Below are 26,730 nucleotides of genomic sequence, written 5' to 3'. Positions count from 1 at the left end.
ATGGGTGAAAATGTATGGTAGGTGAGTTGGGGCTGTTGTCACTGTTGGTGGCTGCGTCATTGGCGCTGCTGCTCACTGGTGTGCCTATTATTGCTCTCCATGGGCGGCGATTGGCTTTGTTGTATTGGTTACCGTCGTTCAGTTACGCCGTGACCTTATTCATTACATTGGCACTGTTGTTACTGGGTTGGTGCTTTGTTAGCGATGATTTTTCTCTGCTTTATGTAGCACAACACGGTAATAGCCAGCTCCCTCTATTTTATAAGGTTGCGGCAATCTGGGGCGGGCATGAAGGCTCCTTGTTGTTTATGCTGTTTGCTCTGAGCCTGTGGAGTTCCGCGTTGACGCTTTTTCGCCGTCATTTTCCGCTGCGTTTTTTTGCTCGCGCGTTGGCAGTGATGGGGGGGCTACTGCTTATCCTGAGCGTTTTTATCCTCTTTTTCTCCAATCCTTTTGAGCGATTGTTCCCGACGTTGGCGCAGGGGCGTGATTTAAATCCAATGTTGCAGGATCTGGCGCTGATATTTCATCCACCCTTGTTGTATCTGGGGTATAGCGGTTTTGCCGTTAGTTTTGCTTTTGCCGTTTCGGCGTTGCTTGCAGGCCGCAATGGCAACAATAGTGTGCACTACTGCCGTCCCTGGGTATTGGCTGCCTGGAGTTTTCTCACGTTTGGCATTTTGTTGGGGGCATGGTGGGCATACAGCGAATTGGGGTGGGGCGGCTGGTGGTTCTGGGACCCGGTTGAAAATGCGTCATTACTGCCATGGCTCACCGCAACTGCACTGTTACATGTTCTGGCTGTTATTGAGAAACGGGGCTTATATCATCATTGGGGCATTTTGCTGTCGCTGGTGACATTTCAACTCTGCTTGTTAGGCACTTTTATCGTGCGCTCTGGGGTGTTGACCTCAGTTCACGCTTTTGCTGTTGATACGGCGCGCGGTGAGGCTTTACTGGCGCTGTTTGGCATGGTGACGTTGAGTTCATTGACGCTATTTGCCCTGCGGGTGCGGGGCAACAATCGCTCTGCTGCTTTCAACCTCTTCTCACTGGAGTCATTACTGCTGGCGGCAATGGTGCTGCTAAGCATTGCTGCGGTAACCGTATTGATTGGCACATTGTATCCATTAATTGTCAGTGTGCTGGGGTTAGGATCACTGTCTGTTGGTGCGCCCTATTTTAATCAAACCCTGACACCTTTTGTGCTGCTGTTGCTATTGCTGATGGGCATAACGCCGTTTGCCTATTGGCGGCAAAGCCGCAAAATCAATGGCTGGCGTCTTGTCGTACCTGCTGTATTAGCTATCTCCGGTGGGGTGCTCAGTTTAGGTCTATTCGAATCACCGTGGCAGGTGGGGATGCTGATAGGTGTCACTCTGGCCCTCTGGACGTTGTTCGCGCCATTATTTGCGCCAAAGATACGTGGCTATTTATGGTTGATACACGGTGGCGTTGCGGTCAGCCTGCTGGGAATGCTGTTTGCTTCATATTACACCGTCGAGCAGGGGCGACGTATGGCACCAGGCAGTCAGGTCACGCTGGCGGGTTATCAGTTTACCTATCGTCAAACTGAATTAGTGATCGGCCCAAACTATACCAGTGAGCAGGCGCATATTGTGGTCAGCCAGAATGGGCAAGCGTTAACCACGTTGTTACCGGAGCGGCGGCACTATACAGCGCGGGGAATGTTGATGATAGAGCCGGCGATAGCCAGTAGCCCCTTGGCCGACTTTTATGTGGTTCTGGGGGATAGTTTGGGCGCGGGGGAGTATAGCGTACGTTTGTCGCATAAACCGATGGTTAGCTGGATTTGGGGGGGCGCACTGATGATGGTAGTTGGTGGTTTATTGGCGCTATGGCGCAGAATCCACCCTGTTAGCGACCTCGCGGGGGATAAATGAAACAACGTTGGCCTTGGTTGATTGTCCCTCTGGTTGCCTTACTGCTGGGCTGCTTGCTTTATAGCGGCTTAACGCGGGATCCGCATCGTATCGAGTTGGCCGAGCAAGACCTGCCGTTTCCCGCTTTTTCTTTATCCGAATTGCAACAGCCCGGGCAGAACATAACGCGAGAGCAACTGTTGGGTAAGGTGACGGTGATTAATGTATGGGCCAGTTGGTGTGCCAGTTGTAAGCAAGAGCTCGCCCTACTGGGGCAGATAGCCGGGACGCTGCATGGTGTGCAGTTCTATGGTCTGAATTACCGCGATGACCGTCAGGCGGCGTTAAATACTCTGCGGCGCTACAGCAATCCTTATCAGAAGAACCTTTATGACCCGCATGGCACATTAGCACTGGCGATGGGGGTATATGGTACACCTGAGACCTGGCTAATTGATGCAAATGGCATTATTCGCCAGCGCTATGCTGGTGAAATGACGACAGAGATATGGCAACAACAGTTTATGCCGCTACTGGCGCAATGGGCGAGGGTGGGAACCCCATGAAAGTTTTATTCCTGATGTTATCACTGGTTTTTTCATCTGGTGTTGCGGCTGATCTGGTGGATACCTATCATTTTAGTTCGCCGCAACATCAGCAACAAGCATTGGCATTGGCGCAGGAGTTGCGTTGTCCCCAATGCCAAAATCAGAACTTGCTGGAGTCGACCTCGCCGATAGCGCAAGACTTGCGATTAGAGGTCTATCAGTTGGTAGAAGCAGGACACAGCTCTCAGGAGATAATGGCCGTAATGACCCAGCGCTATGGGGACTTTGTTCTGTATCGTCCTCCGTTGCGCAGTGCCACACTGGTGCTATGGTTTGGGCCTGGGGGGTTGCTGGTCTGCGTGTTAGGTGGGTTGATTTTTAGGATACGCCGGCAATCTGTCTCAGGTGTGAGAGGGCCGCGATAATGGTGCTATCGATAGGGCTGGCGATACTGGTGCTGTTGGTGGTAGTGAGTTTGTGGTGGCCGTGGCTGGTGCAATATGGTCGGTTGAGCTGGCGCTGGCCACTGGGCTTCAGCCTGGTGGTGCTGATTCTAATTATGTTGGGATACCGGCAACTGGGCCATTATACCGCCGTGCAGCAAGAGGCTTTGCGGCTACAGGAAGCCCAGCGGTTGAATAATATGCTCGATAAGCAGAGCAGTGATCCCACGCTATCTCGGTTACAACAACGTATTCGTTTGGCTCCCGATAAGGGGGATGGATGGTACAGTTTAGCTCAACATTATTTATATCGTAACGAATTTGAGGATGCATTGATCGCCTTGCAGCAGGCTGAACGTTTGCAGGGGGCCAGTGCCCACTTTGATGCCGCACGAGCGACGGTGTTCTATTACCGGTCAGGGCAAAAAATGACGGGTGATGTGACGTACTGGTTACAGCAGGCTTTGACTAAAGATCCCATGCAATATACTGCGCTAATGCTGCAAGCCGCTGATAACTTTACCCATGATAGATACGCGCAGGCCATCGCTATTTGGCAGCAGTTATTGGAAAGTGGTAACCCACAGGTTGATCGTGCGGTGATTATCCGTGCTATTACATTAGCTCGGGTGATGCAGCAGGCTGAATGATAGACAAAAAAAACCCTTACCAATCTCATTTGGTAAGGGATGCCAATTCGGCCAACACCAGGGAAAACATTATAACCGTTTATTAATCATACAATTAATTCGGGTTAGTGATATGACTTAAGTCAAGTTTATCAAAATTATATAAATAAGGTTAATGTTTATATGTATTAGGAATCATTTATTAATCGCAAGGAGCATGGATTTACTGCACACATTGATTATTTGTATGATTTTTAAACGATGAGAAGGGGGCGGGGCGATATTATGGCCATCTGAATGTAAATGCATCCAGATGGCTAGGCAGAGCAGGTCTTGTGGGACTAAAAGTCCCCTGGTGTTGGCGAAAATATATTCTTTTTTGACTAACTTTCTTAGCGTCTGTGCGCTAATATATTAGTTCTATAATATCTAAAACTAATTATTTAAAGCAAAAACAGTCTAATAAACATAGGGCTATAATAATAGCTAGCCTTAAGTCTAGTTTGGGAAACTATCCTTTAGTCTAGGTTGTTTGTTCATATAATGTTAGCAGGGCGTTTGTGAGGAAACTCTGTAAGTCTATTTTATACACTGATTTCTATTGAAAACAATGTCATAAAATTGTATCGTTGCTCAACATATATAGTAAACTTGGTCTGTTATGATAATTGATTATTTTGACAATGAAAGTATTAATGAAGATATAAAGAACTATATTCAAAGAAGAATAAAAGCTTATGGTGATCTGCGTTATTCCTATTTGGTAATGAATAAGAAAACACCCTTACACCCGACTATTATTTCAAACTATCCAATGGATTGGATACAAACATATAAAAAAAATAACTACCACCTTATCGATCCTGTTATTTTGACGGCAAAAGACAAAGTTGCTCCGTTTGCTTGGGACGACAATTCGGTGATTAATATAAAGTCAACCGACTCAGCCGTATTTAACCTTGCCAGAGAATATAATATCATTAATGGTTATACATTTGTTCTTCATGATAATAATCATAATATGGCAACGCTGAATATTTCTAATGGAAGTGATGATAGCATTTCTTTTGATGAGAGCATTGAGACCAATAAAGAGAAAATTCAAATGCTGCTTATTCTGACTCATGATAAAATGTTGGGTCTTTACCACAAAAATAACAGTAAAAACAATAAGTTGAATTGTGCTGGTGACGAAAGGGAAATCTTTTCGCCTAGAGAGAACGAAATTTTATATTGGGCTAGTGTCGGCAAAACATACTCGGAAATCTCCATAATATTGGGAATAAAAAGAAGTACAGTTAAGTTTCATATTGGTAATGTTGTCAGAAAACTTGGTGTTTTAAATGCCAAGCATGCGATAAGACTTGGCATAGAGTTAAAGTTAATTAAACCTATTTAACTATATCTGGCACCGCTAATGGCCAGGTTTCAAGTATATGAGGTTCAACGTGATGCGTTCTGCGTATCTTCTTTATTAATTGTTGTTGGCTATCAATGTCGACACCCAGATGTAAAAGATAAATAACCTCATTTTTCTCTGACTCACCTTGGTTTAAAACTGTAATATTCCAGCCGGAACGCTTCAGTAATACATACATCCCTCGGCTGACAACAGTCAGTATACCTTTATAATTACGGCTTCTGGCATAATTAACCATTGCTAAAAAAAGTAATACGCTGAGTGCACTATTATTGCCTACCATATCTCTTGCTAGTTTTTTTTCAACAAAGAAACGGCTGGATTCTATAAAACCATCGACCGGAAGGTCAATGTCGGAAAAATAAGGTGCGAATGGCCCTGCCACCATTGTCGGATATTTCATTTCAATAAATCTGACACTGCAAACAATAGTGTCCTCTATTATTCCTAATATATAGTTTGTATTCTCATCATCATATTGGTCGCTTTCTCTGCCATCAGTACAGGTTACTTTCCAATCTAAGCGATCTTTAAATGTTATTTTTCTAAGTGTGAAGATCTCGTCTAACTTTCTTTCAGGCATACTGTTAAAGTTTACGTTAAATAGTTTTAACATGATGAAAACCAAAGTTATTTAATTAAACCAGCATCGTACACGATCTCTGTCCGTTAGTGCAAACATTGAACGAGGTTAGACAACGCCATGAATAACTAATGAATGTCAGCATCGTCGTTCAATTATTCTACAAATAGCAAAAAGATAGACAATCTATTTTTGATGGCCACGTGCTATAGGTGCGGTACTCGGAGAGTTGATGGATCTTTTTAAGAGAAAAGTGACATCAGACGGGACTTTTCAACAGGAAATAGTTATAACGAAACATCATTTCATTTTTTGATTGAAAAGGATGTTCACGTGGACCGCAGTCCTGCGCTTTTTACCAATAAAAAATTTGTTTTCCTCGTGGCAACCTTCTGTTGCCTTCTTTGGGGCAGTGCCTACCCTGCGATTAAAAATGGTTATGCACTGTTTCATATCGCCCCAGATGACATTCCGAGCAAGATGGTGTTTGCGGGTTATCGCTTTTTATTGGCCGGGTTAGTGCTACTCATTTTTGCTGTTGCCAGTGGTAAAGCTATTGGCCGACTTAACAAGGGCCAATATAGGCAGATTGCCATTTTAGGTCTAACACAGACCACGTTACAGTATGTCTTTTTCTATATTGGGCTGGCATATACTACCGGGGTGAAAGGTTCCATCATGAATGCAACGGGGACATTCTTCAGTGTCTTGTTGGCGCATTATATTTATAAAAATGATCGATTATCATTTAATAAAATCATTGGCTGCGCACTGGGTTTTGCTGGCGTGATGGTGGTGAATTTTGGCGCCGATTTGATGGATTTTAATTTTTCACTGTTAGGTGAGGGAAGTGTGGTACTGGCTGCTTTCATCCTTTCTGCCGCCAGTATTTACGGCAAACGTATTTCACAAACCATGGATACCACGGTGATGACAGGCTACCAACTTGCCATCGGAGGGTTGGTGTTGACGCTTGGCGGTTATCTCTTTGGTGGCCATTTGAGTGACATTGGCTGGCGGGCTTTATTGTTATTGGCCTACCTGGTGCTGTTGTCATCGGCCGCTTTTGCACTCTGGAGCTTGCTACTCAAATATAATCGGGTAGGGATGGTTGCACCGTTCAATTTTCTCATCCCGGTTTCAGGTGCGGTTCTGTCCGCCATTTTCCTCAATGAAAGCATTTTAGAATGGAAGAATGCCCTTGCGCTGGTATTGGTTTGTGCGGGGATCATTTTGGTTAATCGAATAAAACAGAATAAGACAGAATAACGAATAAAGAATAAATAGTGCAAAGTTATCAATGTGGGGGATGTACTAGCCTTAATTGAATTTGAGATATTAGGGCTAATACCAGCAGTTAAATGTATTTTAACAATTTTAGCGTGCAACGATTTTTTCGATGTCGATAGAAAGCAAAGTGGCATTGGTTGGCTATAATAAACATGCACTTGATAAAGATATAAGTATCGTGTCCATTATTTCTTGAAGGTGACCTATGCTACATGTTGACATTCCAAGTCGTGAAGAATTTCTTAGTCTTTCTGATGTACGCTCCGATGCCTGCGTTTCCATCTATCTTGAAACATCACCGTTACATCAACAGTTAGCTGGCAGTAAAATCCAGCTGGGGAACTTAATAAAAGAGGCATTACAACAGCTTGAGGCCGTAAACTTTGATAAACGGCGTCTGGCTTTATTGGAAGAAGAGTTATATTCCGTATTAGAGGATGAGTCATTCTGGGATCTGCATGCTTACAGCCTCGCAATACTTGCGACGCCTGATACTTTGCGAACCTACCGTTTGGCTAATAAACTGCAAGACCAAGTAGAGATCAGTGAGCGTTTCCACCTCAAACCGTTATTACGCGCACTGACATTTCCACACTCCGCTTATATTCTGGCATTATCAGAAAATGAAGTGCGTTTGATTGAGTTTTTTGCCGATGCACCACCCGCTATCGTTTCTGTTCCCAACCTACCTGACAATGTGTTAAATGCAGTAGGTAAAGCTTCATTAAATGCACGTAAGTATGATGGCGTACATGAAAAAGTAAGGCTCGCACAATATACCCGGCAAATAGATAATGCCCTGCGGCCATTATTTGCCCGTCATAACTATCCGCTTATTTTAGTCAGTACTGAACCTTTGACGTCAATTTATCGGGCGACAAATTCATTATCAAATCTGGTGGATGAAACGTTATCTACCAATGCAGAACATCTTAATATTTCGGAACTTGCCACATTAGCGCGCCCGGTATTGGATAATTTCTATCGGGCGCAAATAGAGGGGCTGAAGCCGTTATTTGAACAGCGCGCAGGAGAACGTCGAGTCACTCATGATTTGTCGGATGCGGCACGGGCGGCAACGTTCGGTGCTATTGATTTATTACTGGTTGATATTGAAAGCCAAGTCCCAGGAACTATCAATGATCAGGGTATTATTACTTTTGCGTCAGAAGATGATGCTCTGACATATGGGGTTATCGATGAGATTGCCAGACGTGCATTGGCAACCGGAGCTCGAGTTTTGGCGGTGCGGGAAAGCGATTTAGCCGGTAATCAGTTGAGCGCTATATTGCGTTATCCACTTTAAATTGTCTTAATTAATCAAAACAGGGTCGCATAGGCCCTGTTGCACTTAGCGCTTATTCAGCCAGATATTGGCGCAGTGTATTGAGTAAATGATCGAATACCACGCGGACTCGCTGGGTATTGCGTAGATCTTCATGCATCACCAGCCAAAACTCCAGTGGATACGAGAATTCTTGTGCTAACACCCGCACTAACCCAGATTGACGAGCTATGGGTTCATGGCAGGCACCAATGCCCAAACCGCTGCGTATTGCCGCCAACTGTGCCAAATGGCTATCAGTACGTAGGCGGTATTGGTGCGGTTTAAAATCGATTCCCTGTTCACGCAGAACCTGGACATCGTAGGTGTTACGATCCGGACCGATTAACGCGTGAAACGCTAATGCTCCGAGACTCTGCGGCATACCATGGCGCTCAATGTAATCTTCAGTAGCAAACAGCCCAACTTCGCAATAACCCGCCCGTTGCGCAATAACTGGCAACGCTTTGGGGCGTAAGGTTCTTACTGCAATATCGGCTTCCTGGCGGGTTAACCCCTCTATCTTGCTACCCAGACTTAATTCCAGCACCAGCTCAGGATAGTGTAAGCGCAGAGGTTCTAAGCGTTGCGGCAGGATTTCAACGCCAAGTAACTCACTGGTGGCAATGCGCACGGTATCTTTAGCTGACCCAATATCGGCGCAGGCGGCTCGTACAAAAGCGTCGGCAGCGGTGGCCATTTCCAAGGCATGGGGTAACAGTGCCCGCGCTGTTTCCGTTGGGATTAATCCAGTGGACGTGCGGTTAAACAATTTTTGCCCAAGACATTGTTCCAGCGACTCAATATGCCGGCGGGCTGTCGGTTGCGAAACATTCAGACTCCGTGCGGCGGCAGATAAACTGCCTTCACGCATAATGGCCAGAAATGTACGCTGGTTATCCCAATCAGCAGGAGGTAGGTTCATAAAATTGATACTGTCAGATGGTCATAAATAGACAATTTCATTGCGTTCCCCTGTACGGTATCCCTATCACTTATTCATCATAACATCAGGCTTTATCGGTAACGATTTTCACCCCGACCCGACTTACCCGATCCGATTCCATTTCGGCAATCGTCCAGGTCAAGCCATCCCACTCAATCTGATCGCCAATAACAGGCTCTCCACCAAATAAATAGAGGACGAATTGGCCCAATGTTTGCTGTTTATCGATTCCGGGTTCCAGATTAAGGCCATAAATCTGAGAGATATCGTGGAGCTTGGCATCGGCATCAAGAATAAAGTCACCAAAGAAGCGTTCATCCAGTTGGATATTGGGCGACTGACTAAACAGTTTTCCCAATGCTGGCAGGTCGTGTTCCTGACCGATAACACACAAGATGTCACCTTCTTTCAGACGGGTACTGCCGGTGGGGTGCAATAAGTCTTTACCACGAAACAGCGCCGCAATACGTGTCCCTTTAGGCATTTTCAAATCGCGCAGCGCAGCACCGATACACCACTTGTCACAACTCAACTGGTAAATGAACTGTTCCCATTGGTTATTCATATCAATATCTAACCCAATGCGCGAGACCGGTGCTAGTGCTGGAGGCACCACCAATTTAGTTTTACGTGCGGCAAATGACAGGCTGGTACCCTGTAGCAGCAGTGATACCAGCACGACAAAAAAGGCCACATTGAAAAATAAATTCGCGTTGGGAATGCCGGCCATCATCGGGAATACGGCTAGAATAACCGGCACTGCACCGCGTAAACCCACCCAGGAAATAAAGATCCGTTCACGCAGATTAAAGCTTGGGAACGGCAGTAAACCAATGAACACCGACAGTGGTCGGGCGAACAAAATCATCCACAATGAGAGGAGCAGCGCTGGGATCGCTATCGGCAATAGGTCACTTGGATTAAGCAACAGCCCCAACACCAGGAACATCCCGATCTGACTCAGCCATGCCAGCCCATCGAAAGTTTGTAATATACCGGAGCGGTTACGGATAGGGCGGTTACCCAGTAATAGCCCGCAGAGATATACTGCCAGAATACCACTGCCGTTCATGGCCGTTGCCAATGAGAAAACCAGAATCCCACCACTAACTGCCAGCAGGGGATATAAACCATTCGCTAGCTCTATTCGGTTTATAAAGAGCAGCAGTAAACCGCCACCGCCTAACCCGATGATAATTCCCAGACCAAACTGTTGGATTAAGTGCACCAGGAACATCCAACTGAGGCTGGTTTCACCTGCGGAGATCATGGCAATCAAGGTAACGGTTAAAAACACCGCCATGGGGTCATTGCTGCCTGATTCTATCTCTAAAGTGGCACTGACGCGCTCGTTGAGGCCTTTACCCCCAAGCAGTGAGAATACCGCAGCGGCATCGGTCGAGCCAATAATCGCACCAATGAGCAGCCCTTGAATAATATCTAAATCGAACAGCCAGGCCGCAGCCAGGCCCGTCAGACCGGCAGTAATCACCACACCGACGGTTGCTAAAGAGAGCGCAGGCCATAGGGCAACACGGAATGATGAGGCTCGAGTGCGCATCCCGCCATCTAGCAGGATAACCGCCAACGCAAGGTTACTGACCAGATACGCCACTGGGTAGTTATCGAAAGCAATCCCGCCAATACCGTCGCCGCCTGCCAGCATACCGATGGCCAGAAAGATAACCAGAATCGGAATACCCAGCCGGGAAGAGAGTGAACTCAGTAAAATACTGGCTCCCACCAGCACTGCGCCGATCAAAAAGAGGCTATTAATTGCGATGGCGTCCAAGGTGGGAGTTCTCCTGATTTAAGGCGAAAATAAATGAATAACAGGCCAAAGTTATAAAAAATTATTATACACAGATTTACCTCATCTAATGCGAAGAGATGACCTAATTCAATGTGTTAAATCAGCATTTCTTTAGTTCATAGCGTTGTGGTACTTACTCACTTGAACCACTGATTTTGTCAGTTCTTTGGAATGGAATCATTTGCAGCTTTGCTGAAATGTAAAAGACGTTAAGTCTATATAATGATTAAAATTATGAGGATAAAAGAGGGGTCGCTCACCTTTAATTGCCCAGCGGGGAATCAAGGGTGAGCGTTGGATAGTAGAACTAGTCGCGTTTGAGTGTTACCAGCGCTCTTCTCAGTGCTTCTGCTGTCGGTGCTTTTTCCTGTTCAGGAAGATTATCGACAGAAAGCTGTGACAGTTCGTTAACTAATACGCTGCGATCTTTTCCGGTGATTGCGCTGTCCAGCGCTCCGCTAAGGCGGCTAACCAAGGCAAACAGGGTAGCGAACTCGGTGACTGCAACAGCATCAGACTTGGGATTATTCTCAGTAGATTCTTGCTTTTTCATCACAATTCCTCTTTTTGTTGTCACTGCAAGTGAAACAAATCCTGATAAGGAATCAACAGGATAGTTGCTCTGAAAGCAGAGCAAGCAGTGAGGCATTAGCCATCCCGCCATCTACATGATGGTTTCACAGTGTAGCCGTTTTATCGCTTAAGCGGTATGCCGATATTCATATCGCTTAGCAATAACATTATTCGTTTGAATAATAATTTGATTACACCGTTTGCTGCTGCGGCTTGCCAGAAAATAAGAATTTCAGCAATGGAATACGGCGATGAATCTCATATAACATGAATGAAATCAGGCAAACAAAGGCCATGCCCACTACAAAGCCAAGGCCATTATTGTCAATTAGCGGTGTAATAAAGGCACCATAAATCAAGGTTAGCGGATGATGCACCAGGTAGATGAAAAGTGAGGCATTAACCAGATAGGTGATACGTGGTGAGGGGTAGTTTAATAACCGGTACCCAATAGAGTAGACCACATTGGTCATGGTCACGCCCATCAATGCCTTGATGATAAGATCCAGCTCAAAGGCAAAAAACTCAGCAGTATTAATATGTTGGTTTATCGAATAGGCGATGAATAACAACACTGAGGCCAAAAATGCACCAGGTGATAAGGTAAGAAATACCCGTTTGAGTGGCGGATAGATAAAGCTGTAAGCACCCAATAGAAAGAACGGTAGATAAAACAAAGTCTCCATAACAAAGAAATTGAAGACACTATTAAAGAGTATTTCCGGGTTAAGAAGAAATATTATTCTACGAATGACCGCGTAGATTAATACAAAGCCAAACAATGATAGTGAGATTTTTCCTATATTATTCATTTCCTTTATCAACACTGGAACTGACTGTTGGTTATTCTTGATTTTTTTGAACAGATAAAAACAGATTGTCGTCAGCAATGCGAGGGTTAACAAAAACCATAAGTGTGAAACCATTTCCCAAATAGCAATATTTATTTTTTGATAAATTGTAAATGAATTCCAATCTTGTAATTTGGTGGTGTAATTTTTAAGGAGGTAAAATTGTGGCAATGTTATTAATGGGATGGCGGTGAGTAACGGAATAACCACCCGCTCCAGGCGGACCTTAAGCCAGCGCTGGCGCTCATAGCGTTGATATAACATGAACGAAAAATAGCCGGAAATAACAAAGAATACCTGCATGCGAAAGGCGTGAATGAAATCGTTTAGTAAGGTAAATAGATGTGAAGGATGCGTACTATTCACTGCCCAATGATGGTTGGAGTATATAAGAGAAAGATGAAAAGGAATGCCGAGTAACATCAAATAGGCGCGGATAGCGTCTAGAAAGTACTCCCGTTGGTTAGTATTTTTTTTCATACTTATTCACTATTTGTTATCGGAATTAGAATAACGCGCCAGTTTTACCCACGGAGTTGTTTTTATACTAAACGTTTATTGATAACAATATACGTTATTCAATGGATCAGTAAGGCGAGAAACACTACTATAAGGGCTAATGATTTTCCATAGCGTATTTTAGCTGGGCAAGATAGTCTTGTGGCTTAGCCACGGGTTTAAACAATCAACCGTCAGCATAACTCAGGCATTTACGCTAACCTGAATTTATCTGTACGGTATGTGGGATAAACCGTCAATAATTTGGCTGTGATGATTTAAGCACCCGAACAGGGGGAGATGTGCGAGTTAATATTTTTTCGAACGTTAATAGAATGTCTAAAGGGTCACGCGCGAACAGCGTCAGATGGCTGGGGGTAACTCTCTTGCTGTCATTATTCACTTCTCAGGCAATGGCTTTCTCGTTAGATGATGTGGCTAAACAGGCACAGACATTGGCGGGTAAAAGCTTCGAGGCACCAAAAAGTAACCTTCCATCGCAATTTCGCGAAATGAAATTTGCCGACTATCAGCAGATTCAGTTTAACCATGACAAATCGTATTGGACCAAACTGGATACGCCATTTAAGTTAGAGTTCTATCACCAAGGCATGTACTTCGACACACCAGTGCAGATCAACGAAGTTACTGCGACCAGTGTTAAACCCATCAATTATAGCCCTGACTATTTTAACTTTGGTTCGGTCAAGCATGATGCCGAGTCAGTGAAGAACTTAGGTTTTGCTGGTTTTAAAGTGCTTTATCCGATCAATAAAGCGGATAAGAAAGACGAAATCGTAAGTATGCTTGGTGCCAGCTATTTTCGTGTGATTGGTAAAGGTCAGGTTTATGGCCTTTCTGCACGCGGGCTGGCCATTGATACTGCATTGGCCTCTGGCGAGGAGTTCCCACGTTTTCGTGAGTTCTGGATTGAGCGGCCTAAACCAAATGACAAACATCTGGTTATCTATGCTCTGCTGGACTCACCTCGTGCCACCGGTGCTTACCGTTTCGTCATTTATCCGGGGCGCGACACCACTATTGATGTACAGGCCAAAGTCTTCCTGCGCGACAAGGTTGAGAAGCTGGGTATTGCACCATTAACCAGCATGTTCCTGTTTGGGCCAAGCCAGCCGTCAGCAGTGTTGAACTATCGTCCGGCATTACATGATTCCAATGGTCTTTCTATTCATGCGGGTAATGGTGAATGGATTTGGCGACCACTGAATAATCCAAAACACCTGTCGGTCAGCACCTATACGGTGGAAAATCCAAAAGGGTTTGGTTTGCTACAACGGGGTCGTGAATTCTCGCAGTATGAAGATTTAGACGACCGCTACGATTTGCGTCCGAGTGCCTGGGTTGAACCGCGTGGTGATTGGGGCAAAGGTAAAGTTGAGCTGGTGGAAATTCCAACGGCGGATGAAACCAACGACAATATCGTGGCCTTCTGGTCACCAGACGTGTTGCCGGATGCAAAAACATCACTTGATCTGAATTACCGCCTGCACTTCACGCGCGATGAAGAGAAATTGCATTCGCCGGACGTGGCCTATGTCAAACAGACCTTACGTTCAACCGGTGATGTGAAACAGTCGAATCTGATTCGTCAGCCTGATGGCAGTGTGGCATTCCTGGTTGATTTTGTCGGTCCAGTGTTGAAATCACTTGATGAAAATACACCGCTAGCTTCACAGGTCAGTATCGACGACAACGGTGAATTGATCGAGAACAGTGTGCGCTACAACCCGGTTACTAAGGGCTGGCGTTTAACATTGCGGCTGAAAGTTAAGGACGCAAAAAAACCGATAGAAATGCGTGCTGCGCTGGTTAACGGTGATAAAACCCTGACTGAAACCTGGAGCTATCAGCTACCTGCCGATGAATAAGTCAAATCAATCTCCTGTACAGGATTATATTGCGGACTTGCCCCTGACTGCTCAGCAGCAAGGGGCGCTGCGTGATGCTCTACCTGAAGATGTATTACTCGATAGCCCCCCTGAAGCGATGCAGCATTTGCATCAGCAACTGGCGGCCAGTGCGCCACCAACGGGAGTTTTTAGCCAGGAAGACAGTGCGTTAGCATCAGTCAATGCCCGTCTGCGTGCGGCGTGGCCGGAGGCCTTGGCGCAAGGGAAACAACTGGAGTCAGATTGCGAAGGGCGCACGATCATTAATGCGATGCCGCCCATCAAACGCACCAGTATGGCACCGCAGGCATGGCGGACCAATCCGGTGGGGCGTTTTTGGGATTCATTATTGGGTCGTAACCCGGTGTCACGGGCACAAACCCATGAGCAGGCCATCGCCGAGAAGAAATGGCGTAGCGTAGGTTCTCTGCGCCGCTATATTTTGCTGATACTCATTGTGTTGCAAACCACCATTGCGACCAGTTATATGAAGACCATTCTGCCCTACCAGGGGTGGGCGTTAATCGATCCTTTTGAGATCTGGCAACAAAACTGGCAGGTTTCGGTAATGCAATTGCTGCCTTACCTGCTACAAACCGGCATCCTGATTCTGTTTGCCGTGCTGTTTTGTTGGGTCTCTGCCGGATTCTGGACCGCGCTGATGGGCTTCCTGCAATTGCTGATTGGCAAAGATAAATACAGCATATCCTCTACTATCAAAGGAGATGAGGCGCTCAATCCAGCTCACCGGACCGCGCTGATTATGCCAATTTGTAATGAGGACGTGGAGCGGGTATTTGCGGGGCTACGTGCTACTTATGAGTCAGTCGCCGCCACGGGTCAGCTTGAGCACTTCGATATTTATGTGCTGAGTGACAGTTATGACCCCGATATCTGTGTGGCAGAGCAGAAAGCCTGGCTGGAGCTGTGTCGTGATGTCGATGGGCATGGGCGCATTTTCTACCGCCGCCGCCGCCGTCGGGTTAAACGCAAAAGCGGTAATATCGATGACTTCTGCCGCCGTTGGGGCAGTCAGTACAGCTATATGGTGATTCTGGATGCCGATAGCGTGATGAGCGGTGAGTGTTTGACCGGGCTGGTGCGGCTGATGGAAGCCAATCCAAATGCCGGGATTATCCAATCTGCGCCGAAAGCCTCAGGTATGGACACGCTGTATGCCCGTATCCAGCAATTTGCCACGCGAGTCTATGGTCCGCTGTTTACGGCTGGTTTACATTACTGGCAGTTAGGCGAATCCCATTACTGGGGCCACAATGCCATTATTCGGGTTAAGCCTTTTATCGAGCATTGTGCACTGGCACCATTGCCGGGTGAAGGTTCGTTCGCAGGTTCCATTTTGTCGCATGACTTTGTGGAAGCGGCATTAATGCGTCGTGCCGGCTGGGGAGTGTGGATTGCTTATGATTTGCCGGGTAGCTATGAAGAACTGCCACCTAATTTGCTTGATGAACTAAAACGAGACCGCCGTTGGTGCCACGGTAATTTGATGAATTTCAGGTTGTTCCTGGTTAAGGGCATGCATCCGGTTCACCGGGCTGTGTTCCTCACCGGTGTGATGTCATATCTGTCTGCGCCGTTGTGGTTTATGTTCCTGGTGCTGTGTACTGCTTTGCAAGCGGTGCATACCTTGATGGAACCGCAGTATTTCCTGCAACCGCGTCAACTGTTCCCAGTCTGGCCCCAGTGGCGGCCCGAGCTGGCAATTGGCTTGTTCTCCACCACTTTGGTATTACTGTTCTTGCCAAAATTACTCAGCATCATTTTGATCTGGGCAAAAGGGGCGAAAGAGTACGGTGGGGCGCTGCGTCTATTGCTGTCGATGCTGGCTGAAATGTTGTTCTCCGTGTTACTGGCCCCTGTGCGGATGCTGTTCCATACCGTGTTTGTGGTCAGCGCCTTCCTCGGTTGGTCAGTGCAATGGAACTCACCACAACGTGATGATGATGCCACGCCGTGGAGTGAAGCTATGGTTCGTCACGGCTCGCAATTGTTACTGGGTCTGGTTTGGGCCGGTGGCGTGGCCTGGCTGGATCTGCGCTTCTTGTGGTGGTTATCGCCGATTGTATTTTCGTTGATTCTGTCACCGCTAGTCTCTGTGGTTTCCAGCCGTCGGACATTGGGGATGGCCAGTAAACGGGCTAAATTATTTTTGATCCCGGAAGAGTATAATCCACCACGAGAATTGCTGGCGACGGAAGAGTACCTGAAGCTTAACCATCAGCGGGCGCTCAGTAATGGTTTCTTGCATGCGGTGATGAACCCATCGTATAACGCGCTGGCCAGTGCGATGGCGACAGCTCGCCACCATACCCGTGCGATTATCGAGCAGGTGCGTGGCGAGCGGCTGACACTCGCGCTGGAGGCTGGGCCGGATAAATTGGCTAAATTACAGCGTCTGGAATTACTCAGCGACCCGGTATTGATTTCGCGTTTGCACCAGCAAGTCTGGCAGCAGCCGGAGCAGTATCAGATTTGGAACGGGTATTATCGCCAACTCGCGCATAATATAAAGGCGTTTCCAGCAGCGAAGTAACGCTGATATGAAGTAACGGTAATATTGAGTAAAAACGGGCGTACATTATGTATTGCCCGTTTTTTATTGCCATTAGTACGGCCTGAAAGGTGATACGTATTAGCTAATACTGAATGGCGCTTTAACACCCTCTATTCTTAACATTATCCCGACTGGGCCTTAACCGTTGTTTACATGGCGCTATGATAAGCTGTGTATCGCGCTAAACCTGAAGAGTAACTGTATGAATCCCATCGTTAAACTGACCCATTGCCCTACCAGCATGGCCCGCATTGTTATGCTGGTGATCGGTATTATGTTGTTGTCCGGCTGTGGCAGCATTATCAGCCGCACGGTGCCGGGGCAGGGCCATGGGCATCAATACTATCCTGGCGTGCAATGGGATATGCGTGAGGGACCATGGAAATATGTCACGGTGATAGACGTTCCGCTGTCAATGATAGTTGATACTTTTATGCTGCCAATCGATGCTCGTCATGGTCCTTATGAGTAACATCATTCGTTGGTAGCAAAAATCAGCAGTTGGTAGTGTTGTTGCTGACAAACGAATTCATTGATCGGTGTCATATGTAACCCTTTGACATGGGCTGCCAATGAGTGTGGATTATTGTTGTTAACAAACGCGGCCCCTACATCAAATTGATGACAGGTATGATTTTTAACGGCGCTAAACAGCTGTTTAAGCACCCCTTTGCCGCGCCAGCGGCTATCGATACACACCGGCCCGTAAAGAAATACCCGCAATTGTGCTAATGGTTGGCCTTGATACTGTTGATGGCTTATGGCTTCCAGCATGGCATCAACCACCGGTGGCCGTGGTTGTTTATGCGTGTGGGCCAGACAGACAAAACCCGCGACTTGCCCATCATCAACTGCAACCAGAATCCCCAAATCTTGGTTAATTGAATCCAGTTGCTTTTCATCCATTTGTGACACAATAAAACCCTGTTTGCGCTGCTCCGGGCTTAAATTTTCTGGGGTATTTTGTCGCTGCAATTGTAAGATGGCCGGGTAGTCTGAAGGTTGCGCAGGTCTTATTTTCATGTTTAATCTCTAGGTTAGAATGTGTTATCAGGAGAGAGCCGATGCCATCAAAAGCAGTGAGATTATCCGATACCCACTTAAGTAAGCCACCATCAGTGTTACCGAAAACCGCGATAATGCGTGTTGCCAGACCCTCCGATAATCTTAAATTAATCAGCGAGATGTACTGTCGTGGGTTAGGATTTAGTCAACTGGGTCATTTTGTCGATCATCAGGGGTTTGACGGTATTATTCTCGGACATCCACACCACACTTACCATTTAGAGTTTACGCATCATCGCGGCGTCCGGGTAGGGGCGGCACCGACGCAGGACAACTTATTAGTATTTTATATACCGGATGAAGCGCAATGGAGTCTTCAGTGCCAGCAGATGGTGACGGCAGGTTTTCGTAAGGTCACTGCTTATAATCCTTACTGGGATGTCAGTGGCAAAACATTCGAAGATAGTGATGGTTATCGTGTGGTGTTACAGCAACAGGAATGGCAGTTGTAAAACAAAACCCGCCACAAGGGCGGGTTTGCGTGAACAGTGGTTGCAGTATATGCATCAGGCCGCTTGTTGGCCCTGAGTATTATTCATCAGCCGACGAATCGGTACGATAAGCAATATTAACACTGCCGCACAGATAACCAGTGCAATTGAGCAACGGGCGAACAGTGTCGGCAGCATATCAAGCTGGTCAGCTTTAACATGTCCGCCAATCAGGCCTGCTGCCAGATTACCCAGAGAACTGGCGCAGAACCACAAGCCCATCACCTGGCCGCGCATTCTGTCTGGTGCCAGTAGGGTCATGGTGGCCAAACCGATCGGGCTAAGGCACAATTCACCCAGTGTCAGCAGTAGTATACTCATCACCAGCCACAGCGGTGAAACACCGGCACCACCACTGCTAAGCACATGCTGAGCGGCATACATCATCACAGCGAAACCGGCCGCCGCGCATAAAATACCGATGACAAATTTAGTGATACTGCTGGGCTGAATTTTCTTCTTCGCCAATGCAGGCCAGCCCCAACTGAATACCGGCGCCAACAGAATAATAAACAGCGCATTGATTGACTGGAACCAGACCGTTGGGATCTCAAAGCCCATAACCATACGGTTAGTGTAATCATTGGCAAACAGATTGAATGAGGTTGGTTTCTGCTCGAAGGCTGACCAGAAGAACGCCGCAGACACTAACAGAATGAAGCACACCAATAGGCGAGCGCGATCTTTACGGCTCATATTGGCAAAGGCAAACAGATAAACGAAATAGAGTGTTACTGAGGCCGCAATAACATAGACCAATAAGCTGGCAATCAATACTGGGTTTATCGGGATAACCCCTTGTGATATCAGGGTAATCAGCACCGCCACTAGCACCATAATACCTGCAACCCACTTGCCAACCCCTTGACGCTGATTGGTCGGTTTATTCCAGCTTGAGTCTAGCCCGACCTCTGCGTCATAGCGTTTCATCGCTGGGATAGCAAAACCACGGAAAATAACCAGTGCGACCAGCATACCAATACCGCCGATACCAAAACCCCAGTGCCAGCCGTGGGATCGCAGCAACCAACCTGACAGTAGCGGCGCGATAAATGACCCCATATTGATACCCATATAGAACAGAGAGAAACCACCGTCGCGGCGGGCATCACCTGGCTTATACAGGGTGCCGACCATGACTGAGATACAGGTCTTGAACAGACCGGTACCCAGCACGATAAACACTAAACCGATAAAGAACATGTCATTGCCGAAGAACGCTGATAGCGCAATCGACAGATGACCCAGTGCAATCAGGATAGAACCATACCAGACTGCACGTTGCTGGCCGAGCCAGTTATCAGCCAGCCAGCCACCGGGTAATGCTGCCAGATACATGCTACCGGCAAAAATCCCGACGATAGCGGAGGCTTGCTCACGAGGCAGGCCCATACCACCGTCAAATACAGTGGCGGCCATAAACAGAATTAACAGTGGGCGGATGCCGTAGAACGAGAAACGCTCCCACATTTCAGAAAGAAACAGGCCGCTGAGCGGATAAGGATGGCCAAAGAACGTGCGGCCACCTTCGGAGTTAACAGAGGTTTGCATAAAGTCTTCCCATAGAATCGCCGTTAAAGTCGGGCGAATAAGCCATCATCGAATGTTCACCCCTTTGGCACTACGGCCAGTTATCAGGGTTAACACTCGTTACAGTAGAATTTAACGCAATAATAACGTCATTTTTTGCTGCCTATCGGGGTTATATCGTATTTTTAGATGAAAAGTCGATACACATCGCATTTATCAGGGTTATCTTTCTGACTTTGAGTGCATTTCACTACAAAAGATAGGGACTAAGTTTCATTATTTAATCTTATTATTAATATTATTTATCAATAAGTTAAATCAATAGGTTATGGCTATTTTGACATGAGAGAGTGCTGAAATAAAAAATTTTCGCATAAAAACACAATAAACAGCAACTTGGCGAGGGATTAACGTTTGATGGGGTCTTTGTCAGTGCATCTCAGGAGGATTCGGGCAGAAAAGAGCAGGAATATACGTGCTTTTGTTTAGGGACTTAGGATGGTTTATGCTGGTATCCGGCGGTTGGGTTACCCCTCTAATCTTTAGCTATCTTGCTGTTGTTGAACCTCACGCTGCCGTGCTTTTAAGGGCTGGCGCTGTAAACACCAGTAAGAATAGATCGCGTTAAATAGCACCACCAAGGCAGTTACACAGAATACAGCGCGGAAACCATAGCTGGCAGAAACCGCAGCCCCGAGTAGCGGGCCGCTGACATTACCGACATCACGAAACGATTGGTTATAACTGAAAATCCGGCCAGCCACTTGATTGGTGCAGTTATAAATCAGTAACGTCTGTACCGCTGGGAGCAATGCACCATCCGTTGCCCCCAGCAAGAAGCGCAAAATACCCAATTGCAATGGAGTCTGCACGAAAGCCATCGGGATCAGGATAAGCACTGACAGAGCCAGCATGGCAATCAGAATGCGCTCTGGGCCGATTCTATCACCCAGTTTTCCTAATCTCGGCGCGCTCATCAATGCAGCAACCCCTGGGACTGACGCAATCATGCCGCTGACGAAAGCCAAATTATGAATATCACCGGCCAGTTCGCGCACATACAGCGTCAAGATCGGCGCAATTGAGCCAGTAGCAATCTGGATTATCATGGTGGTGACAAACAGGCTCAGGATTAACTTCGGGTTCTTCAGGGAGTTAAATACTTGCCGCCCGTTAAGCATGTCTTTTTTCAGTACCGGTGCAAACTGCTCCCTGACATACAGCCAGGTTAGAGCAAAACAGAGCAACAACACCGCCGCGGTAATAAAGAATACCGGTCTCAGGCCATAGTTATCCGCTAACAACCCGCCGATCAGTGGCCCGATTAATGCACCGCTCACTCCACCGGTTGAGAGCGTCCCCAAAGCCCAGCCACTCTTGTTGCGCGGTACTTGAGTGGCGATCAGTGCATTGGCATTTGGAATAAAACCACCCAGTAGTCCCAGCAGTGCACGTAATGCCAGAAACTGCCAGATATTCTGTGCCATACCCATTAAAACCATCACGATCCCCATGCCTAACGCTGAGCGTAATAGCATGATTTTCCGCCCTTTACGATCAGCCAGGCTCCCCCAGAAGGGGGCGGCAATGGCAGAAAACAGAAAAGTAATACTGAATACCAGACCGGACCACATATTCAATGACTGGTGACCGCTCACGCCTAACTCCTCCACATACAATGGCAAGAATGGCATGATCAAACTAAATGCAGCACCGGTTAGAAAACAGCCTAACCAGGTGACAAATAGGTTTCTTTTCCAGTTAACAGGTTGTGGCGCCGAGGTCATAAATTACCGATTAAGCAAGTGATTGCTTTGCGTCTCTTTATTCGTCAGTAGGGCGTTTGAAGGGGCGGCAAAGCACGAGAAGCAGATACTTAGCCTGATAAGTATGCGCTCATAGTGCAGCGACATCAATGAGATAAATATTAGTTTTTATAAAATGGAAAGGTGGTTTGAAATGGATGGATATGCTTATTCTATTTGGTAATAACACAGAAGTTGTGGCATTAGCATGATGTTACAGCTGGCACAGAAAACAGGAAAAACCACCCCGCCAAAGGCGAAGTGGTTAGTCTGATATTTGTTATTTAGCGCCAGTGATTAGCGGTAAGCTTCATTTTTAGTCACGGAATAACGGCCACTACCCAGTAGCATGATAGCGACACCACCGAGGAAATACATAGCTTCGTTTTCCAAACCCCAAGCACCGACTTGGGTCAGGGTAAAGAATTTCCCCGTACCGACCATTAATACTGCAACCAGCAGGTTAACGGCGTAAACGAACGCCGCAGGGCGGGTAAACAGACCAAGAATAATCAGGATCGGGGTGACAATTTCGCCGATGTAAACGCCATAGGCGACAAAACTGGGGATGCCTTGCGCCTGTAAAGACGCGGCTATCCAACTTGTGCCATGCTGAATTTTGGCGACACCATGAAATAACATCAAGACACCGAACGTTAGGCGTAATAATAGTTTGCCGCCGTTAGGATGGTCTGTTAATCGAGTGAACCAGAGATTAAGTGTTGCGAGCATATATATCCTTATTAAAAAAGAAAATAACCGGATAATAACTAAGATTAATTACTCTCAGTATCGTCAGATAAATCTTATTTGCCTAGCGGATAAATCTGACGAAGTGTATCAAAAAAATTGATATAAATTAATTCTCATTACCATTAGCAATATTCTATTTCTGAATAAGTCATGCTATTCATACAATGAAGGCGCGCCTTCTGGCCGGGTCTTAAAACGCCGGTGTAGCCACATATATTGGTCTGTGGCTTGGGCAATCTCTTTTTCGATCACTTTATTCATAAACGCGGCCGCCGCCACTTCATTATCTAACGGGAAGTTCTCTACCGCGGGTTGCAACAGCAGTTGATAACCTTTGCCATTAGGTAAACGACGCGGCGTGAAAGGAATAATTGCCGGTTTACCCATACGTACCAGCAGGTAAGTCCCAGTGGTGGTTGCCGCTTGATCGACAGCGAACAAGGGCACAAATACGCTGCTGCGCGGACCGTAATCATGATCCGGCGCATACCAGATAATTTCGCCTTGTTTTAGGCTGCGGATCATTCCTTTCAGATCTTTGCGGTCTAACATGGCTTTATTTGAACGCATCCGGCCCCAAGTCTGCATCCAGTCCATGGCTTTATTATCATGCGGGCGATAGACACCGATGCCCGGATTGTAGATACCGAAGATGCGGGCACCCAGTTCCAGCGTAAGAAAATGCAAGCCGATCAATAAAACCCCTTTGCCTTCCTCTCGTGCTTGTTGAATGTGTTCTAGACCACTAACGCTACACCAGCGCTCAATGCGCCAGTTCGGCCAAAACCAAGCCATGCCTGTTTCAAATAACCCCATCCCTACTGATTCAAAGTTCTTAACCAGCAGTTCATCGCGTTCAGCCTGTGGCATATCAGGAAAGCACAACTCGAGATTACGCTGTGTTATCCGTTTACGCCGTTTGAGAAAACGCATAGAAAAGCGGCCAAGGGAGGTGCCCAGGACATAGATAACTGGGTAGGGGAGCAACACCAATAGGTAGAGGATACCGAGGCCAAGCCAGGTCAGCCAATAACGAGGGTGTAGCAGTGAGCGTTCAAAAGAAGGAACTTGCATATCTGTTCTCTGCGTTATTGTAATTCAGTCGGACAGTTAACTATTTACTCTTGATAGCGGATATGTGGTTCTTTAGCGAACCTCAATAGGCAGTTGCCGGTCATCCATACCAACGTATTCATCTGTCATTTAAGGTAGCCTATTGTGACATTTTTAGTGGCTTACAGGAAAACAGACCGCACCAAAAAGCCATTTTTATGCCTTTCGGTTGAAGTTCCCGCCGATTAAATCACCTATCTGATGGTTAAATAACCATGATTGAATTTGGCTATTTGAACGGATTCAGTAAGCTGACTAACTCAGCCAGACTGTTAACTGCCATCTTTTCCATCACTTTAGCCCGATGCACTTCTACGGTTCTGACAGACACACAAGCTTTGTCGGCGATATCCCGATTAATCAAACCCTGCATAACCCATTGCGCAATCATCTGTTCCCGTGGCGTCAGCGAGGCATAACGCAGTTGTACCTGTCGGCGGGCTGTCAACTGCTCTGTGTGCTGGAAGCCCTGTTGTAAGGCGGTAATCAGCGGCGCAGTCGCGACTGGTTTTTGTAAGAAATCAACCGCCCCCAGTTTCATCTGCTCAACCGCCTGCGGCACTTCTCCATGGGCGGTAAGGAATATGACGGCCAGCGTGCTGTCTCGCTGGCGCATCTGGTTATAGACTTGCGTACCATCTAGCAGCGGCATACGAATATCGAGCAGTAATACACCAGATTGATATAAATCAGCTTGGGCCAGGAAACGCTCACCGTCATGCCATACCTTCACTTTGTAATCCAGGCTTTCCAGCAAAAAACGGCAAGCGTCGGTGACGGCAATATCGTCATCAAGTAGATGAATCAGTGACAAGAGTAAGCTCCTTGCTTGGGTTAAGTGGCAGTGTCAGGGTAACGCGTAGTCCAATCTTATCATTGGCGGCCATGTGGTTAAGTAGTGCCAGATTTCCGCCCTGGCGACAGATTAATCGCTGGCAAATGACCAGGCCGAGACCGAGGCCATCACTTTTGGTGGAACGGAATGGGGTCAAAGGCTGGTTGAGCTGTTCGGCCGTCAGGCCACCGGCATCATCTTGCAAAATTAATATTGCCACATCGGCTTGCTGATAAGCACTGAACCATAACTGGTGGGCACCGGCCTGCAAACTGTTAGTGATCAGATTACACAAGACCTGATCGAGCAGCGTGGGCGGTAAATGCAGCGCTAATGATGCCTCGATATCAGTGTGCAACGTGCAACACGGCGCTGGATTGGTGGCTGCCAGTAACTGCCAGAGGTGATTAACCAAGGCAGGTAATGGTTGGCAGGCGGCAGAGCTGTTCATGGCCGGCTGTTTTCCTGCCCACAGCCGTAAGTTAGCAATGGTATCAGCCCCGCGTTGGGCCTGATGACTGATTTGACTCAAAATGGGCAGTAATGAGTGATCAGCCTGTTCCCGTTGCAGGCGAATAGCGCAGCCATCGGCGTAATGCTGAATAGCGCTGAGCGGCTGATTTAGTTCATGAGCGAATCCCGCGGCCATCTCACCGAGAATACTCAGGCGCTGAGCTTGTTCCAACGCACTTTCCCTAGCCCTAAGTTGCTGGTGAAGTTGCTCCAATTGCTGGCTGCGACGACGCACCAGAAACGCCACCCAGATATGATTGGCCGCGAGCAATAACAGAATCACCGCGATGGCGACGATCAACAGCCGATGTTGTTGTGCCCACTCAAGAGTCTGTTGCCAGAACTGCGGCTGTTGGGGATGTTGATTAATTGAACGTAATAAACTTTCGACCTGACTGGTGGAGGAGGGGGCACCCCATTGTGGTGTTTTGTCCCCATCGGGGCTGAGCAAAATCCGCGTAACATTATCGGCTAATTCATCCGGTACCTGTGATAACGCGGCAAACGACCAATTCGGGTATAACTCGCTGCTGCTCAGGCATGGAATGGCGGTTCTCTTCGCCAATAGCGGCTTAAAGTCAGCGGTATGCGCTAATCCTTCTGCCTGCATATCTTCCAGCAGGCAGGTGGGCACAATAGCCGCGGAGATAGCGCGATCACGCAGTAGATAAATTAACGCATCCACCGGGAAGCCAGAAAAATGCAATTGAAAATCCCGTTCTGGTTGCAGCCCCGCATCGCGTAGCACTTTGTATCCCAACAAGTAACCGCCAAAGGCATCGGGAGAGACGGCACCAACGCGTTTGCCAATCAACCCTTGGGGATTATGGATATCACTGTCAGCGCGTACCAGAATAACACTACCGATCACATTGCGGCTGGTGCTGTCTGGCTCATGATTGGAACGCAAAGAGACCAACCAACGCAGAGGATAGTGGTTATCAATTTGCACATATTGCGCTGGATTGGTCAGCAGAAAATCAACTCGGTTCTGCTGCACCGCACTTTTCATCGCATTTAAATCCAAGGGTAATAACTGAAAGTGCTGCCCAGGCAAGTGCTGATTAAGGCGATCGGCCAACGGTTGCCAATGTGCTTGCGCCTGAGCATCACCGCGTAATGCCAGCACGCCAATGGTCCAATCATTGGCATGGGCGGTTGAAAACCACCAAAACAGCACTATCACCAGCCCTCTGAAACTCATGCATGTTCCTTTTTATGATCCCCGTCGCAGTGCGCAATTGTCCTGGATCAAGTCCTTAAAGGGAATGTGGAAAACCACAATAGGGCTTCTGCTCGTCGATTTCTACAATCCTTGAATTAAGAGCATTGTTATTAA

General features: G+C 47.1%; 23 protein-coding genes. 11 read left to right on the top strand and 12 right to left on the bottom strand.

Annotation, left to right across the window (positions count from 1 at the left end):
* Positions 1 to 14: 14 nt before the first annotated feature.
* The 5 genes from Q2T72_RS13420 to Q2T72_RS13400 all read left to right on the top strand — a co-directional run bounded on the left by Q2T72_RS13420 (position 15) and on the right by Q2T72_RS13400 (position 4,902).
* Positions 15 to 1,904 carry a heme lyase CcmF/NrfE family subunit gene (locus tag Q2T72_RS13420; RefSeq protein WP_372569305.1) on the top strand — a complete coding sequence of 630 codons (1,890 nt, stop codon included), beginning with the start codon at positions 15 to 17 and terminating at the stop codon, positions 1,902 to 1,904.
* Complete coding sequence (locus tag Q2T72_RS13415) at positions 1,901 to 2,449, top strand: DsbE family thiol:disulfide interchange protein (RefSeq protein WP_083158487.1); 549 nt, start codon at positions 1,901 to 1,903, stop codon at positions 2,447 to 2,449. The genes Q2T72_RS13420 and Q2T72_RS13415 overlap by 4 nt, the downstream gene beginning before the upstream one ends.
* Positions 2,446 to 2,856, top strand: coding sequence for a heme lyase NrfEFG subunit NrfF (nrfF, locus tag Q2T72_RS13410; RefSeq protein WP_372569304.1), 411 nt, complete (start codon positions 2,446 to 2,448; stop codon positions 2,854 to 2,856). The genes Q2T72_RS13415 and nrfF overlap by 4 nt, the downstream gene beginning before the upstream one ends.
* Positions 2,856 to 3,524 (top strand): cytochrome C heme lyase, encoded by a 669-nt coding sequence (locus tag Q2T72_RS13405; RefSeq protein ID WP_372569303.1) that lies wholly within the window; start codon positions 2,856 to 2,858, stop codon positions 3,522 to 3,524. Before nrfF ends, Q2T72_RS13405 begins: the two co-directional genes overlap by 1 nt.
* A gap of 640 nt (positions 3,525 to 4,164) precedes the next feature.
* A complete protein-coding gene (locus tag Q2T72_RS13400; protein WP_372569302.1) occupies positions 4,165 to 4,902 on the top strand; it encodes an autoinducer binding domain-containing protein in 738 nt (245 codons plus the stop codon).
* Here the strand turns inward: Q2T72_RS13400 and Q2T72_RS13395 are convergent.
* Positions 4,895 to 5,539, bottom strand: a complete 645-nt coding sequence (locus tag Q2T72_RS13395) for an acyl-homoserine-lactone synthase (protein WP_193784637.1) — start codon at positions 5,537 to 5,539, stop codon at positions 4,895 to 4,897. The genes Q2T72_RS13400 and Q2T72_RS13395 overlap by 8 nt on opposite strands.
* Before the next feature lie 300 nt (positions 5,540 to 5,839).
* Here Q2T72_RS13395 and Q2T72_RS13390 point away from each other — a divergent pair, with 300 nt between their 5' ends.
* Both Q2T72_RS13390 and Q2T72_RS13385 read left to right on the top strand, forming a co-directional pair.
* Positions 5,840 to 6,775: a DMT family transporter gene (locus Q2T72_RS13390; RefSeq protein WP_372559297.1), complete on the top strand. Its 936-nt coding sequence runs from the start codon at positions 5,840 to 5,842 to the stop codon at positions 6,773 to 6,775.
* 226 nt (positions 6,776 to 7,001) lie between these two features.
* Entirely contained in the window at positions 7,002 to 8,102 is a 1,101-nt protein-coding gene (locus Q2T72_RS13385; protein ID WP_083158492.1) for a hypothetical protein, read from the top strand.
* Positions 8,103 to 8,154: 52 nt separating this feature from the next.
* Here Q2T72_RS13385 and Q2T72_RS13380 read toward each other — a convergent pair whose 3' ends face one another.
* The 4 genes from Q2T72_RS13380 to mdoC all read right to left on the bottom strand — a co-directional run bounded on the left by Q2T72_RS13380 (position 8,155) and on the right by mdoC (position 12,783).
* Entirely contained in the window at positions 8,155 to 9,045 is an 891-nt protein-coding gene (locus Q2T72_RS13380) for a LysR family transcriptional regulator (RefSeq protein ID WP_372569301.1), read from the bottom strand.
* An 85-nt stretch (positions 9,046 to 9,130) separates the two neighbouring features.
* The gene (locus tag Q2T72_RS13375; protein ID WP_083158494.1) at positions 9,131 to 10,858 is read right to left on the bottom strand and encodes a potassium/proton antiporter; all 1,728 of its coding nucleotides are present in this window, start codon (positions 10,856 to 10,858) and stop codon (positions 9,131 to 9,133) included.
* 328 nt (positions 10,859 to 11,186) lie between these two features.
* Positions 11,187 to 11,432 carry a hypothetical protein gene (locus Q2T72_RS13370; protein WP_193784638.1) on the bottom strand — a complete coding sequence of 82 codons (246 nt, stop codon included), beginning with the start codon at positions 11,430 to 11,432 and terminating at the stop codon, positions 11,187 to 11,189.
* Positions 11,433 to 11,643: 211 nt separating this feature from the next.
* On the bottom strand, positions 11,644 to 12,783 hold the full coding sequence (gene mdoC / locus Q2T72_RS13365) for a glucans biosynthesis protein MdoC (RefSeq protein ID WP_372569300.1): 1,140 nt from the start codon (positions 12,781 to 12,783) through the stop codon (positions 11,644 to 11,646).
* A 353-nt stretch (positions 12,784 to 13,136) separates the two neighbouring features.
* Between mdoC and Q2T72_RS13360 the strand changes: the two genes are divergently transcribed.
* From Q2T72_RS13360 to Q2T72_RS13350, 3 genes are all read left to right on the top strand, one after another.
* Complete coding sequence (locus Q2T72_RS13360; RefSeq protein WP_083158497.1) at positions 13,137 to 14,690, top strand: glucan biosynthesis protein G; 1,554 nt, start codon at positions 13,137 to 13,139, stop codon at positions 14,688 to 14,690.
* Positions 14,683 to 17,265, top strand: coding sequence for a glucans biosynthesis glucosyltransferase MdoH (mdoH, locus tag Q2T72_RS13355; protein WP_372569299.1), 2,583 nt, complete (start codon positions 14,683 to 14,685; stop codon positions 17,263 to 17,265). The genes Q2T72_RS13360 and mdoH overlap by 8 nt, the downstream gene beginning before the upstream one ends.
* A 262-nt stretch (positions 17,266 to 17,527) precedes the next feature.
* Positions 17,528 to 17,758 carry a YceK/YidQ family lipoprotein gene (locus Q2T72_RS13350; protein WP_083163564.1) on the top strand — a complete coding sequence of 77 codons (231 nt, stop codon included), beginning with the start codon at positions 17,528 to 17,530 and terminating at the stop codon, positions 17,756 to 17,758.
* A gap of 2 nt (positions 17,759 to 17,760) precedes the next feature.
* Here the strand turns inward: Q2T72_RS13350 and Q2T72_RS13345 are convergent, their stop codons facing one another.
* Positions 17,761 to 18,309, bottom strand: a complete 549-nt coding sequence (locus Q2T72_RS13345) for an N-acetyltransferase family protein (RefSeq protein WP_372569298.1) — start codon at positions 18,307 to 18,309, stop codon at positions 17,761 to 17,763.
* 116 nt (positions 18,310 to 18,425) lie between these two features.
* Here Q2T72_RS13345 and Q2T72_RS13340 point away from each other — a divergent pair, with 116 nt between their 5' ends.
* Entirely contained in the window at positions 18,426 to 18,803 is a 378-nt protein-coding gene (locus Q2T72_RS13340) for a VOC family protein (protein ID WP_372569890.1), read from the top strand.
* Positions 18,804 to 18,857: 54 nt separating this feature from the next.
* Here the strand turns inward: Q2T72_RS13340 and Q2T72_RS13335 are convergent, their stop codons facing one another.
* From Q2T72_RS13335 to ttrS, 6 genes are all read right to left on the bottom strand, one after another.
* Positions 18,858 to 20,393, bottom strand: a complete 1,536-nt coding sequence (locus tag Q2T72_RS13335; RefSeq protein WP_372569297.1) for a peptide MFS transporter — start codon at positions 20,391 to 20,393, stop codon at positions 18,858 to 18,860.
* Between the two features lie 521 nt (positions 20,394 to 20,914).
* A complete protein-coding gene (gene mdtG / locus Q2T72_RS13330) occupies positions 20,915 to 22,159 on the bottom strand; it encodes a multidrug efflux MFS transporter MdtG (RefSeq protein ID WP_083158502.1) in 1,245 nt (414 codons plus the stop codon).
* A gap of 315 nt (positions 22,160 to 22,474) precedes the next feature.
* Positions 22,475 to 22,909: a DoxX family protein gene (locus Q2T72_RS13325; RefSeq protein ID WP_083158503.1), complete on the bottom strand. Its 435-nt coding sequence runs from the start codon at positions 22,907 to 22,909 to the stop codon at positions 22,475 to 22,477.
* Between the two features lie 174 nt (positions 22,910 to 23,083).
* Positions 23,084 to 24,004, bottom strand: a complete 921-nt coding sequence (locus Q2T72_RS13320; RefSeq protein WP_083158504.1) for a Kdo(2)-lipid IV(A) acyltransferase — start codon at positions 24,002 to 24,004, stop codon at positions 23,084 to 23,086.
* A 268-nt stretch (positions 24,005 to 24,272) separates the two neighbouring features.
* Complete coding sequence (ttrR, locus tag Q2T72_RS13315; RefSeq protein ID WP_372569296.1) at positions 24,273 to 24,857, bottom strand: tetrathionate respiration response regulator TtrR; 585 nt, start codon at positions 24,855 to 24,857, stop codon at positions 24,273 to 24,275.
* Positions 24,835 to 26,595 (bottom strand): tetrathionate respiration histidine kinase TtrS, encoded by a 1,761-nt coding sequence (ttrS, locus tag Q2T72_RS13310; protein WP_372569295.1) that lies wholly within the window; start codon positions 26,593 to 26,595, stop codon positions 24,835 to 24,837. Before ttrS ends, ttrR begins: the two co-directional genes overlap by 23 nt.
* Positions 26,596 to 26,730: the final 135 nt, after the last annotated feature.

Source organism: Yersinia sp. 2466 StPb PI, from assembly GCF_041538325.1.
Taxonomy (GTDB): Bacteria; Pseudomonadota; Gammaproteobacteria; order Enterobacterales; family Enterobacteriaceae; genus Yersinia; species Yersinia enterocolitica_E.
This window is presented reverse-complemented; position numbering and strand designations above follow the sequence as displayed.